Source organism: Streptomyces sp. NPDC051822, assembly GCF_044452745.1.
Classification (GTDB): domain Bacteria; phylum Actinomycetota; class Actinomycetes; order Streptomycetales; family Streptomycetaceae; genus Streptomyces.
Map to the genome: position 1 here is coordinate 327,411 of NZ_JBITBZ010000004.1, position 13,536 is coordinate 340,946.

Here is a 13,536-nt window from a genome sequence, read left to right on the forward strand (position 1 = left end):
CTCGACCCGTCGTTGTCAGTGCCCGATGCCATCCTGATCCGCGGGAGATTTCCGGCCATCAGCCCCGTAACCAGCGATGATGCCGGACAATGTCCCGAGGAACTTGTCCCGGTACCGGCACGGACAGCGACGGCCCCCGCCGTCAGAAGGTGAGCGAGACGCGCAATGGCCCAGCAGCCGCCCCTCCTCCGCGATGTGATCAACATCAAGGAGTCGATCTCCACGTCCGACTTCGTCCTTCAGCTCTCCGAGGCCACCACCCCCGAGGGTGCCGAGCTCGCGCTCAAGGACTACGTCGTCACGGAACGGCTGCTGGAGAACTTCGACGAGGCCCTCGGCCTCATCAAGGCCTCCCTCGACGGGCACACCTCCAAGGCCGCGTACCTCCACGGTTCCTTCGGTTCCGGTAAGTCGCACTTCATGGCCGTGCTGCACGCCCTGCTCAGCGGCAGCCCGGCCGCCCACCGCCGCGCCGACTTCGACTCCGTGCTGACCAAGCACGAGTGGCTCACCACGGACGGCAAGAAGTTCCTGCTCGTGCCGTATCACATGCTCGGCGCGAAGGCCCTGGAGCAGCGGGTCCTCGGCACGTACGTGAGTCATGTCAAGAAGCTCCACCCCGAGGCGCCGACCCCCCGGGTCTACCGCACCGACTCCCTCTTCGCCGACATCCACGCCATGCGCGAGCGGATGGGAGACGAGGCCGTCATCAAGGGCCTGGGCGCAATCGGCGAGGAGGCGGACGAGGACGACGAGTGGGGCGAGTCCTTCGCCTGGACCTCCGCCCTCCTCGACACCGCGCTCGCCGCCGAGGAGATCCACGAGTCGGGGTACGCGCTCAACCTCGTCACCCCCTCCACCCCCGTGGAGCTGCGCGCCCGTCTGGTCCAGGACGCGAGCACGAACCTGCTGCCCGGCTTCACCCAGAACGCGCACGAGAACGAGCACGGCTTCATCTCGCTCGACGCCGGCCTGTCCGTCATCGCCGAGCACGCGAAGTCCCTCGGGTACGACGGCCTGATCCTCTTCCTCGACGAGCTGATCCTCTGGCTGGCCACCCTCATCCACGACCAGAAGTTCGTGGGCCGCGAGGCCGGCAAGATCACCAACTTCGTGGAGGGCGCCGACGCCCGCCGCGCCATCCCGATCGTGTCCTTCATCGCCCGCCAGCGCGACCTGCGCGAGCTGGTCGGCGAGGAGCTGTCCGGGGCCGCCGAGTCCTCCATCCAGGACACCCTCAACCAGGCGTCCGGCCGGTTCGACAAGATCACCCTGGAGGACCGCAACCTTCCCCAGGTCGCGCACGCCCGTCTGCTCCAGCCCAAGGACGTCGAGGCGGCCGCCCTCATCACGGCCGAGTTCGAGAAGACCCGTAAGGTCCGCCAGGAGGTGTGGGACACCCTCCTCGGTTCCGACCGCGGGGCCGACGGCGTCGGCGCCGACGAGGAGAGCTTCCGGCTCACCTACCCCTTCTCCCCCGCCTTCATGGACACCCTCGTCCACGTCTCCTCCGCGCTCCAGCGCAACCGCACCGGCATGAAGCTGATGGGCCAGCTCCTCGCCGACCACCGCCACGAGCTGCGCCTGGGCGACCTCATCCCGGTCGGCGACCTGTATCCGCTGATCACAGCGGGCGGCGACAAGCCGTTCACCGACAGCCTCAAGGTCGTCTTCGAGGCGGCGGACAAGCTGTACCGGACCAAGCTGCGCCCGTTCCTCCTCGCCACGTACAACGTGTCGGAGGAGGACATCGAGCAGTACACCCACCGCCCCGACAGCATCACCGACGCGGCCCTGCGCGGCCGGGTGAAGACCTTCGTCGGTGACAACCGGATCATCGGCACCCTCCTGCTCTCGGCCCTCGCGCCGAGCGTGCCGGCCCTCGCCGACCTGACGATCCGCAGGCTGTCCGCGCTCAACTACGGCTCGGTCGTCGCCCCGATCCCCGGCCGCGAGTACGGCATCCTGAAGAACAAGGTCGCCGACTGGGCCGGCCGCTTCCCGGAGATCAAGGAGACCGGCACCGACACCAACCCGGGCGTCCGCCTGGAGCTCTCCGGCGTCGACGTCGACTCGGTCATCGCGAACGCCAACGTCAACAACAACCCGGGCAACCGCCTCGCCCTCGCCAAGCGCCTGCTCGCCGAGGAACTCGACGTCAGCCACGGCCAGTTGGTCGAAGAGCTGCAGTTCGTCTGGCGCGGTACGAACCGCTCCGTCGAGGTCATCTTCGGGAACATGGCGGACGAGGACGAGCTGCCCGACCACGACCTGATGCCCCGCGAGGACGGCCGCTGGCGCATCGCCGTCGACCTCCCCTTCGACGACGGCGAGTACGGTCCCGTCGAGGACGCCAACCGCATCCGGCGCCTGCGCGAGAAGCAGCAGGGCGAGCGGTCGCGCACCGTCGCCTGGCTGCCCACCCACCTCTCCAGCCAGCGGTACGGGGACTTCTGCCGCCTCGTCGTCATCGACAAGGCCCTCGCCGACGACCAGCGCTTCGACAGCCAGTACGCCGGCCACCTGAACGCCGACAACCGTGCCCGGGCCAAGGGGCTCCTGGAGACCCAGCGCGAGTCCCTGCTCAAGACCGTCAAGGCGGCCTTCAAGCAGGCGTACGGACTCGCCGAGAAGAAGCCCACGGACGTGGAGCTGGGCTTCGGCGACCACCTGGAATCGCTGCGCGAGGTCGACGGGCTCACCCTCTCCTTCGGCCAGTCGCTGCGCGACGGCATCCGGCACATCGCGGGCAAGTTGCTGGCGACGCAGTTCCCGGACCACCCGGACTTCGACCCCGACCACACCGGCACGGTCGTCAAGGCCACCGACGCCAAGAAGGTCTTCACGCACGTCCGTGCCGCGGCCGAGGCGCGCGACGGCCGCGCCGAGGTTCCGGCCGGCGACCGGGCGCTGATGAAGCGGATCGCCGGGCCGCTGCGCCTCGGGCAGCAGAAGGAGGCGTACTTCGAGCTGTCCCCGTACTGGGCCGACCACTTCCGCCAGCTCGCCCGCGAGAACGGCGCCACCGGCGACCTCACCCTGATCACGCTCACCGACTGGACCGACAAGCCGGCCCCGCGCGGGCTGCCGGACTTCCTCGGGCGGCTCGTCGTGGCGGCCTTCGCCGAGATGGACGACCGGGTCTGGGTGCGCGAAGGCATGCCGCTCGACCCGGCTCCCGAGCTGGCGCAGATCAAGGACCGCGACGCCCTGCGCAGCCAGCCGCTGCCCTCCTCCGAGGACTGGGAGTCCGCCAGGCAGCGCTTCGCGGCCGTCTTCGGGCAGCCGGCGCCCACCCTGCTGCGCGGACGCATCGTCAACCAGTTCGCCCGGCAGATCACCGAGCAGGCCCGCGGAGTCCAGGAGGCCGCCGCCGAGCTGGCCGAGCGGCTGGACGAGCACGCCGGTTTCCTGCACCTCGACCAGACCGCCGAGACCGGGCGCCTCGCACTCGCCCGGCGGGCCGTGGAGCTGCTCAAAGCCCTGACCGGCACAGCCGGCCAGGGAGCGGCCGGAGCGAAGAAGACGGTGGAGGCCCTCGCCCGTTTCGACCTCGGCGCGATGACCGCCGAACAGTACGGGACCTCGGTCAAGCAGGCCCGGAAGGTGGCCGAAGCGCTCGCCGCGACCTCCTGGAGCACTCTGGAGCTGGCCTCGGCCGAAGGCCCCGAGGGCGAGGCGCTCCTCGACTCCCTGCGCAATGTCGCCCGCAGCGACCAGCAGCGGACGGACAAGCTGGAGGAAGCCCTCGTCCGTACCCAGCGCGAGGTGCTGGCTCTGCTCAAGCGGAACCGTGCGGTCTCTCCGCCGCCTCCGGTGGCCCCGATTCCCGGCCCCCAGGGCCCGGCCGATGTTCCGCTGGACACGAAGACCAGCGATCCGCGGATTCCCTACGAGGGGTCTCAGACAGAGCCGTCCACCCCTGCCCGGAAGCACCGCACGAGCGGGGTGCGTACGACGACGGCCTCGCACGCGGTGGCCGAGCTCCAGGCGGAGCTGGCCGAGCTGGCCGCCGCCGAGCCCGGCGTCACCGTGGAGATCACGTGGCGGGTGGTCGGCCGATGAGCGTCGCCTCCCCCGCCGTCGCCGTGCGCCTGAACCTCGCGACCGTCACCCAGTACCTGTCGTCCCAGAGCTCCCTCACCGCGTCCCTGAGCGGCAACGACCGGCGCCGTGCCGTGCTGTTGCGCTCGGCGCCGCAGTGGGAGGGTCCGGCCGAGCCTTCCTGGGGGGACGGGCTGACGGCTCGCATCGCAGCCGCGCCCTCACCACTGGCCGTGCACGAGCTGCTGCTGGACCATCTCGGAGGCACGGTGCCCGGACCGGCCGTACTCGTCGTCCTGACCGACCGCGAGCAGAACGAGCTGGATCCCGCCATCCTGGCGCGCGCACACAAGAAGCGCGTCGACACCGTCGACAGCTGGGACGTGGTCCGCGACGCGTTCCGCGCCCAGCAGGTCGATCCCCGGCTCAAGGATTCCAACTGGGCTGCTGAGGCACTGTTGGACGCCACCCCGCCGAAGGGCGGCTGGCCTCCCGTCGCCGGCGGCATACTCTCCCGGCGCACCGCCCTCACCTCCCTGGCCCTGCGCCGGTTGCGGCTGTGCCGGTACGACAGCGAGGCGGAGTCCTCGGGCCGGGCCCCGGCCGGCGACACCCTGGACCCGCAGACGCTGTTCGGCTGGTCCCTGGCCGCCGGCGGTCCTGAACTCCTGCTGAAGCTCCGCCGTCCGGAGCGGGAGGGGCTGTCCGCGTTCCTCGGCGAGGAGGACCAGGCGGGTCACGCCGGACGGGCACTCCTCGCGCTGGTCGAGGCCGAACACGGCCCCGACGCGGTGGCCTTCGGGCTCGTCTGCGCCGCGCTGTGGGTCCACTGCGAGCCGGACGCCGCCGTCTACCGGGCTCGCGGGCGAGCCGAACGGTGGTTGGGCGAGCAGCCCCTCGCCAAGGGTGAGGAGCTCGACCTCGTCGTGTCCCGGTTCGGGATCGCCTCCGAGGAGTACGTGGCCGCGCTGCTGACCTCCGCGTCCCGCGCCGGCGGCGATGCGGAGGCGGTGCGCGAGGCCCGCCGACTCAGTGACACCGTCCTGGACCGGGCCTCCGCGCTGGTCCGCCAGTTCGGCGCCGAGGATGCCGCCAAGGCCAGCGCGCTGCTGGCCGCGGGCCTCGAAGCACGTTTCGCAGCAGTGGGCCGGGCTCTGGCCGCCGGGGAGCCCCACGCCGTCGCGGACGCCGTACGCACCTTGGGCGAGCACAGGCAGGCCGACGGGCCGGAGGCACGGGCCCGGGTGGAACGGGCCCGGATGGGTCGGCGGCTGGCCCAGTGGTTGGCCGGTGACCCGGCCGTCACCTCGGACACGGTGGCCGATGCCCTGCAACGCCACATCACCGAAACCGGGTGGGTGGACCGGGCGCTCGAGCACATCGAGGCGGGCGGCGACCCGGACCCCGTCCTGAAATCGGCGTACGACACGCTCGGCCGTCAGGTGCGCCGCAAGCGCCACGAGATCGACGGTGACTTCGCTCGCGCCTTGGCCGGATGGACCGCTGCCGGTACCCGACCCGGCACGATGCTGACCGTGGAGACCTTCCTCGACCGCGTGGTGAAGCCGGTCGTACGGGGCGGGGCCGACCGCCGCGTGCTCCTGCTGGTCCTGGACGGGATGAGCGCCGCGATCGCCAGTGAGCTTGGAGAGGAACTGCGGGCCTCATGGGCCGAGTTCGATCCGATGGACGAAGGTGCACCCCGCCGTCGCGCGATGGCCGCGGCTCTGCCCACGCTGACGGCCGTCTGCCGGACGTCCCTGTTCGCGGGCCGACTGCTGAAGGGCACACAGGCGGAGGAGAAGAAGCTGTTCCCCGCCCACGCCTTCTGGGGCGGGGAGCCTGCCGCGGTCTTCCACAAGGACGATCTGCGCGCCGACGGCTCAGGGGACACGTTCGGTCCGGCACTCACGGAGGCCCTCGCTGACGGGCGCACGCACGTCGCGGTCGTACTGAACACCATCGACGACCGGCTCGCGAAGGAGCAGAAGCTCGGTGACGGGGCCTGGCACCTCGACGAGATAGGGCGGCTGCGCGATCTGCTGCGGGTCGCCGCGGCTCAGGGCATGGCGGTGATCCTCACCAGCGACCATGGCCACGTCGTGGACCGGCGCGGGGTCAAGGTGGATGCCGGTGCACCGGAATCCGCCCGCCACCGCTCCCCCGGCGGCCCCCTGGGAGACACGGAAGTCGCCCTGTCGGGACCCCGCGTGGTCTGGCCCGAGCCGGGCGGCTCGATCGTCGCCCTCTGGGACGCCGACTCCCGCTACACCTCGCTCAAGGCGGGCTACCACGGCGGCGCGGCCCTGCGTGAGTTCACCATCCCCGTACTCGCTTTCCTGCCCTTCGGCGCCACTCCGCCCGGCGGTTGGCGAGAGCTGGGTGATCAGCGTCCGGCATGGTGGTTGCTCGACGGACACACGCCCCTCCAGAACGCCGTTCCGGGCGCGGCATCGACTGCTGCCCGTCCGGAGAAGCAGAACCGGCACAAACCGACGAAGGCGCAGGCCGAACTGGCCCAGACGCACGACTCCCTCTTCGACGTCGCTCTGGTTCCGGCGGCCGAACACGAGGGCGCCCTGGTCACACCCGTTCTGGTCGCGCCGGACGATGCGCTGATCACGGCACTGCTCGCGTCCGAGGCGTTCCAGGACCAGGTCGGGCTACTGGCCCGCAAGCCGCCCCTGGACAAGCTGGAGAAGGCGATCCGGGCACTCCTGGAGGCCGGAGGCACCCTGCCCGTGACGGCTGTGGCGCAGCGCGTCGACTACCCCGCCACCCGCGCGGACGGCTTCGCCGCGGTGCTGCGGCAGCTCCTCAACTACGACGGAGTTCAGGTCCTGCAGACCCTGCCGGACGGACGGACGCTCCGTCTCGACAGGAGTCTGCTGCAGTTGCAGTTCGGGGTGTGAGGCGGTGGGTCAGCCGACGTAGTCCCGCAGCAGGGTCGTGAAGGCCGTCAGCTCCCGCATCGACGCGAGAGGCAAAGGCTCCGCATCGAAATGAGCGATGCGGTTCCGAACGTCCTTCACACGCTGCAGATGGCGGACGAACTGGCCGCGGTCCAGGGATTCGCACTGGAGCGCGGCCCAGTTGAGGTCCGCCTGTTGTGCCATGGCCTGCTTCTTCTGCTCCCCGTCGAGGAGATAGACGTAGTCGCCGAACGTCAGATCCTCGACCCTCCCGGAGCGGTGCTCGGCCTTCTTGTTCGTCTGAACCGCCCTGATCGCTTCTTCGTTGAGCTTGGCTCCCAGCCACCGGCGCAGGAGCGATTCGATCTCGCCGAGCAGGAAGAAGGGGCGGGCGGCGCTCTCGAAGCGGTGGACCACATGGGCCTGGGTCACGATGCCGGACAGACTTCCGTCCTCGCCTCGGACCAGAAGGTAGCCGTGCTCCGAGAGCATGGGCAGGCACGCGAAGAACTCCTGCCGCGCGTCGGCCACCGGCAGTGACTCCTGCTGCATGGCGTTCTCCAGGCTGCTCTCCTTACCCACCTCGTACATGAGGGCCAGGGAACGCCAGGTGATCACTCCGTGCAGGGTCGTCATGCCCGTCGTGACGGGTATCTGGGCGTACCCGCGTTGGCGCATCAGGTACGTCGCCTGAGAGAGCTCAGAAGTGATGGACACGCATCGCACCCCGCCGCGCGCGGAGGGCAGGTCACCGATCCGGAGCCGCTGCGGCAGCGCGGCCGACGGCAGCGGATCCCTCTCCGCATCGTCCGCGTCGTCGGGCTCGGGCGTGACCTGCGCGGCAGTGGCGAAGGCGACGATCTGGACCCGCTCGCCCGGAGCGCAGTTGGCGAAGTCCGGCAGAGTGGCGAGCCCTGCGTCGGTCAGTGCTTGCGCGATGTCGTGCACGTTCCACGGCCGGCGCACCCGCACGTCGAACAGGTCCAGCAGTTCCCGGAGGGGGATCTCTGTGCCCTTGAGCGCGAGAAGGTCTTCGGTGCTCGGCTTCTGGCTCACTTGACCGCCTTGCCGTCGGTCATGTCGCGCAGGATCGTCCGCTTGCCCATGGCTGCGTACACCATGTCTTCGAGCTGCTTGGCCCGTGCCGTGTAGAACGCCTCGTAATCGTTCGTCCTCAGGAAGTACGGATCGATCAGATGCGTAGCGATGACGTCGTCGAACCACTCACGGCGCATGTCGGAGGCAGCGGCGAGTGAGTCGAGATAGGCAGCGGGTGCGCCAGTAAGGGCCTGCGCCGCGCGCAGAGACAGCGGTGTCTTGTTGACGATGGAGTTGGCTGGGGAGGTCTTGGCTCCGTCGTACTGCCGGCGCACCCAGGCTCGGGGGAAGATGTGCCGGACGTCTACGCCGTACTCGTCCATCAGGCTGGGCTTCAGCGGCGTCTCCGTGTAGTGCCAGTCCACAGCGCCCTGTTTGATGAGCAGCGCATAGATTCCCTTGTAGGCAGCACTGTTCCGGGTGGTGAGCGTGTCCAGCCGCTCCGGGAAGAAGTAGGCGTCGGTGACGGTCTCCGGGGCGGGCCCCTCACGCCGGACCCATGCCACCAGCTGTTCGACGTCCCGCGTGAAGCGGGTCTCGGTGGAGCCGCCGTACATCTCACCGAGCACGCCGCACCAGTACCACTGAGTGATCATGTCTTCCGCACCGAGCGTGTCGGTCGCCTCCCCGAGGATGGCTCTGACCGCGGCGAGCGGTACCAGCTGGGTGCGGTAGGGCAGCTCGGCAGCGCGCACGATGCACTGCCTCTCGAGGAAGGCGCCCGCCCATGCGAACGCCTTGGCGAGCCGCGGCGCGAGCGACTCGAAGTCAGCCAGGGGGAGCTCAAGGAGGTCACGGCGTTTGCAGGAGACGCCGGTGCCCTGCCCGTCCTGCTTCCTGGACCACGTGCGCACCAGCGCCACGGCCTGCAGGAAATCGCTGCTGCTCAGTCCGTCGTCGATGCCCGCCTCGAGCCGTCCGAACACGGGATGGCGGCCGGCCAGATCCTCCTTGATCGCCCGCCAGACCTGCGGCAGCTGGTAGTAGTCGCCGGTCCGCTCGCGGTAGGCCCGGTCACCGGCGTAGGTCGCCGTCAGGAGTTCGAAGACGTTGAGGGGCACACCCCCTGTGTTCACTCGCTCGAAGACGGCGCACACGGCGTCCATGGAAGTGGAGGCGGCCAGTTTGATCATGGGCACCTGGAAGGAGCGCACGGGTTCGAGAACCTGCTCCTCGAAGCGGCTCCACCGGTCGAAATGACCGTCGTCCATCTTCTCGTACGCTCGCCGCCAGGCATTCACCTTCGCGGTGTCGAAGACGATGCTGAGGGGGAAGAGTCCTGCAGCGCACTCGCCTTCGGCGGTGGTCAGGTCATGAACGACGTTCCGGGCGAAATTGGACCGCTGGACCTTGTCCTCCGGCACGGACACGATGGCCTCGTCGCGATCCGCGGGCGAGCCTATGGCGTTCTTGATGTCCACGTAGTACCAGCGCCTGACAGGGTTGCCACGCGCATCAGTGGTCTCGACGGGACTGTCCTGGAACAGAGCTTGGAACAGCGAAGTGAGACGCTGCTGGCCGTCGAGGAGCAGCAGGCCGGGCGCCACGTCCTCCGCCACCTGCGCGCCGGTGAGGGCTCGGGCGCGGAAGGGTGAGTCGCCCCCTGTCTCGAGCGTCATCACCACGCCCAGGGGGTAGTCGAGCGTCACCGTCGCGACAATGGCGCGAATTCGATCGTCGTCCCACTTCCAGTCCCGCTGGAAGTCGGGGAGTTGAAGAGAGCCTGACGCCACATCTGCCAGGAGCGTCTTGAGTTTCACATTGTCGAGTCCGGCCACGTGCTTGTTCCCCACCCTCGCAGTGCTGCGCTTTCTTCACGCGAGCGGCGATTAGACCAATCACGTGACCTGGAGGTCAACGAGATCGGCCGCACCAACAGTCGACTTCGGCCAACCGCCCGGCGCCACTGGAATGGGACACTGGTGACGTGAGTACCGCTGCTTCCTCCCGTCCCTCCCCAGCCAGTGCGGCGCGTCGCCGTGCGGTGATCGACGCCCTGCGTCGCGGCGCCGTCCCCGAAAGCGGGCTCGACCTCCTGGCTACCGGCCTGGACCGGTTCGAGGCAGCACTCGACGCCGAGCTCGACACGGTCGCCTCCGGTTCCTCGGTGTTCAAGGCCGTCCGAGGTGAGTACGGGTCGGGCAAGACCTTCTTCACCCGGTGGCTGGGTGAACGGGCCAAGCGGAGGGGCTTCGCGTTGGCGGAGATTCAGATCTCCGAGACGGAGACCCCCCTCCACAAGCTGGAGACCGTCTACCGGCGCCTCACCGAGCGGCTGACCACCGCGAGCTTCCCCCCGAGCGCGCTCCGGCCGGTCGTGGACGCATGGTTCTACACCCTGGAAGAGGATGCCCTCGCGGACGGCGCGGAGGAGGAAGATCTCCCGCAGGCGGTGGAGAAGCTACTGACGGCACGATTGACCGAGGTGTCCCGGCACGCGCCGTCGTTCGCCACGGCACTGCGCGGCTACAAGTCAGCCCTCGCCGGGGGCGACGAGGCGACGGCAGCGGCCGTCCTGGCGTGGCTGGGCGGCCAGCCACACGTGGCAGCGGCAGCCCGACGCTCCGCCGGAGTCCGCGGGGACCTCGATCACTTCGGGGCCTTCGGCTTTCTGCAAGGCCTCCTGACCGTACTGCGCGACTCCGGGCACAACGGCCTGTTCGTCGTCCTGGACGAGGTCGAGACGCTGCAGCGCGTCCGTTCGGATGCGCGGGACAAGGCGTTGAACGCCCTTCGACAGCTCATCGACGAGGTGCACTCCGGCCGGTTCCCCGGGCTCTATCTCCTGATCACCGGAACACCGGCGTTCTACGACGGCCAGCAGGGGGTTCAGCGGCTCGCTCCGCTCGCCCAGCGCCTCGCCACCGATTTCACCACCGACCCGCGCTTCGACAACCCACGTGCGGTGCAAGTGCGACTGCCGGGCTTCACACAGGAGTCGCTGGTCGGCCTCGGAGTGACCATTCGAGACCTCTACGCGGAAGGTGCCGCTTCGCCGGAACGCGTGAAGTCACTCGTCGACGATGCGTACGTTGCCGACCTCGCCCGCGCGGTGGGCGGTGCCCTCGGGGGGAAGGCAGGTGTGGCGCCGCGGCTGTTCCTCAAGAAGCTGGTCGGTGACGTCCTGGACCGTGTCGACCAGTTCGAGGACTTCGACCCTCGTCAGCACTACCGACTGACCGTGACGAGCAACGAGCTCACGGACGTGGAGCGCAATCACGCGGCATCCGGCTCGGCCGACGACATCGACCTGGACGTGTGATGAGTGGAGACGAAGCGGGTGGAGGGTCCGCCCATGCCGGCGCCCGCCGAGTAGGCACGGACCCCGTCGACCGACTCGACCCCGTCATCCTCCACCATGTCGTGAACACGCTCGGCTGGCCCGACCTCCGGCCTCTGCAACGCGCCTCGATCGACCCACTCATGGACGGCGAGGACGCCGTACTGCTCGCGCCCACTGCGGGCGGCAAAACCGAGGCAGCATGCCTGCCCATCCTGTCGGCCATGTCCCACGAGCGCTGGTCCGGAACGTCCGTTCTCTACCTGTGCCCGCTCAAAGCACTCCTCAACAACCTGGTCGTCCGCGTCGACTCCTACGCTCAGTGGCTCGGCCGCCGAGCCGAGCTGTGGCACGGAGACACGAAGGAGTCTCAGCGCAGGCGCATCCGTACGGACACACCCGACATCCTCCTCACCACTCCTGAGTCCCTTGAGGCCATGCTCATCGGAGTCAAGACCGACCACGCGCACCTCCTGGGCGGGGTCCGGGCAGTCGTGGTGGACGAGGTGCACGCGTTCGCGGGCGACGACCGAGGCTGGCATCTGCTCGCGGTTCTGGAACGTCTGGAGCAGGTCACGGGACGCCCCATCCAGCGGGTCGGTCTGTCTGCAACCGTCGGGAACCCTCAACAGCTCCTCACCTGGCTCCAAGGTTCCGGTGCAGGCAACCGCCCGGGGCGGGTCGTAGCCCCCGACCTCACCCTCACCCCGGATGCCGCCCCGACCGCCGCCCCCACGACCGGGAACCTCCGGCCTCCAGGCGACGTGGAGCTGGACTACGTAGGGTCGCTCGACAACGCGTCCAAGCTGATCGCCGCCTTGCACCGCGGAGAGAAGCGGCTGGTGTTCTGCGAGTCCAGACGACAGGTGGAGGAGCTGGGAGCGGCCCTGCGGGCGCGCGAAGTGACGGTCTTCCTCTCGCACGCCTCGCTCTCGGCCGACGAAAGAGCCAGGTCGGAACAGGCCTTCGCAGAGGCACGAGACTGTGTCATCGTCTCCACCTCCACACTGGAACTGGGCATCGACGTGGGCGACCTGGACCGCGTCATCCAGATCGACTCGCCCCGCACCGTGGCATCGTTCCTCCAGCGCATCGGCCGTACCGGCAGGCGCTCGGGGACCACTCGCAACTGTCTGTTCCTCGCCACCGGCAAGGACACCCTGCTGCAGGCCGCCGCTCTCCTGCTGCTCTGGGGCCGCGGCTGGGTCGAACCGGTAACACCGCCTCCAGAACCTCGCCACCTCGTGGCGCAGCAGCTGCTCGCTGCCACGCTCCAGCAGCACCGCATCGGTGACCAGACATGGCAAGGAATGTGGAACGGGCTGGCCCCGTTCGACCGGTCAGCGGCTCCCATCCTGCGACACCTGGTGAACGAAGGGTTCCTCGACGAGGACGCCGGCATGCTCTTCATCGGCCCCGAGGCGGAGCGACGCTTCGGCCGGCGTCACTTCATCGAATTGACCGCTTCCTTCACCGCTCCCCCGCAGTTCACGGTTCTGTCCGGTCGTACCGAGATCGGGCAGACGGACCCTTCCGTGCTGACGGAAGAGCGGCCGGGCCCGCGCCGGTTGCTGCTCGGCGGACGCAGCTGGCAAGTGACGTTCATCGACTGGGGGCGCAAGCGGGCCTTCGTCGAGCCGGCCGACGGTGGTGGCGTCGCCAAATGGACGGGCGGTTCCCTCGCCGGTCTCTCGTACGCCTTGACCCGCTCGATGCGCGACGTACTTCTCGGAGCAGACCCCCTGGTTTCTCTGACCCGTCGGGCCGAGGCGTGCCTGACCGAGTGGCGTGAGGAAGATGCTCCACAGATCACGGATGCTGACGGCTCCCTGATCACCCGCCTGGGAGCGGATGTGCGTTGGTGGACGTGGGCCGGCTACCGAGCGAACGTGACACTGGCCGCCACCCTTCCGTCGATCAGTGATCCCGTTCAACGACCGACGGACTGCTACGTGCGGCTGAGGGAAGACCTGACACCCGACATGTGGCGAGTGGCGCGTGCGGATGCCGACGGCGGAAACGCGCTGGTGTTGCCTGATGTCGATCACCGAGCCGTACACGGCCTGAAGTTCTCAGCAGCGCTCCCCCAGCGTCTCGCGGTGGCCACCGTTGCCGCGCGACTGGCCGACTTCGACGGCGCGCGAGCGGCCTTGCACGACACCGTACGGTTCCACACCGCGTCCACCAGTTGAAACTTGAGGC

General features: G+C 69.2%; 6 protein-coding genes. 4 read left to right on the top strand and 2 right to left on the bottom strand.

Annotation, left to right across the window (positions count from 1 at the left end):
* Positions 1-165: 165 nt before the first annotated feature.
* Entirely contained in the window at positions 166-4,065 is a 3,900-nt protein-coding gene (locus tag ACIA8N_RS16360) for a phage resistance protein (RefSeq protein ID WP_365779588.1), read from the top strand.
* On the top strand, positions 4,062-6,956 hold the full coding sequence (gene pglZ, locus ACIA8N_RS16365) for a BREX-2 system phosphatase PglZ (protein ID WP_365779586.1): 2,895 nt from the start codon (positions 4,062-4,064) through the stop codon (positions 6,954-6,956). The genes ACIA8N_RS16360 and pglZ overlap by 4 nt, the downstream gene beginning before the upstream one ends.
* 9 nt (positions 6,957-6,965) lie before the next feature.
* Here pglZ and ACIA8N_RS16370 read toward each other — a convergent pair whose 3' ends face one another.
* Together ACIA8N_RS16370 and ACIA8N_RS16375 are read right to left on the bottom strand one after the other, a co-directional pair.
* A complete protein-coding gene (locus ACIA8N_RS16370) occupies positions 6,966-8,012 on the bottom strand; it encodes a CBS domain-containing protein (RefSeq protein WP_365779584.1) in 1,047 nt (348 codons plus the stop codon).
* Positions 8,009-9,832 carry a DUF262 domain-containing protein gene (locus ACIA8N_RS16375; protein ID WP_365779582.1) on the bottom strand — a complete coding sequence of 608 codons (1,824 nt, stop codon included), beginning with the start codon at positions 9,830-9,832 and terminating at the stop codon, positions 8,009-8,011. The genes ACIA8N_RS16370 and ACIA8N_RS16375 overlap by 4 nt, the downstream gene beginning before the upstream one ends.
* A 149-nt stretch (positions 9,833-9,981) precedes the next feature.
* On the opposite strand from ACIA8N_RS16375, the gene brxD reads away from it, so the two are divergent.
* On the top strand, positions 9,982-11,316 hold the full coding sequence (brxD, locus tag ACIA8N_RS16380) for a BREX system ATP-binding protein BrxD (protein WP_189832561.1): 1,335 nt from the start codon (positions 9,982-9,984) through the stop codon (positions 11,314-11,316).
* A complete protein-coding gene (locus tag ACIA8N_RS16385; RefSeq protein WP_365779580.1) occupies positions 11,316-13,526 on the top strand; it encodes a DEAD/DEAH box helicase in 2,211 nt (736 codons plus the stop codon). The genes brxD and ACIA8N_RS16385 overlap by 1 nt, the downstream gene beginning before the upstream one ends.
* The last annotated feature ends 10 nt before the right edge of the window (positions 13,527-13,536 follow it).

What these genes read in the sequence shown, in the direction of transcription:
- ACIA8N_RS16360 (WP_365779588.1), top strand. Translation starts at nt 166, where the DNA reads ATGGCCCAGCAGCCGCCCCTCCTCCGCGATGTGATCAACATCAAGGAG.
- ACIA8N_RS16385 (WP_365779580.1), top strand. Translation starts at nt 11,316, where the DNA reads ATGAGTGGAGACGAAGCGGGTGGAGGGTCCGCCCATGCCGGCGCCCGC.
- pglZ (WP_365779586.1), top strand. Translation starts at nt 4,062, where the DNA reads ATGAGCGTCGCCTCCCCCGCCGTCGCCGTGCGCCTGAACCTCGCGACC.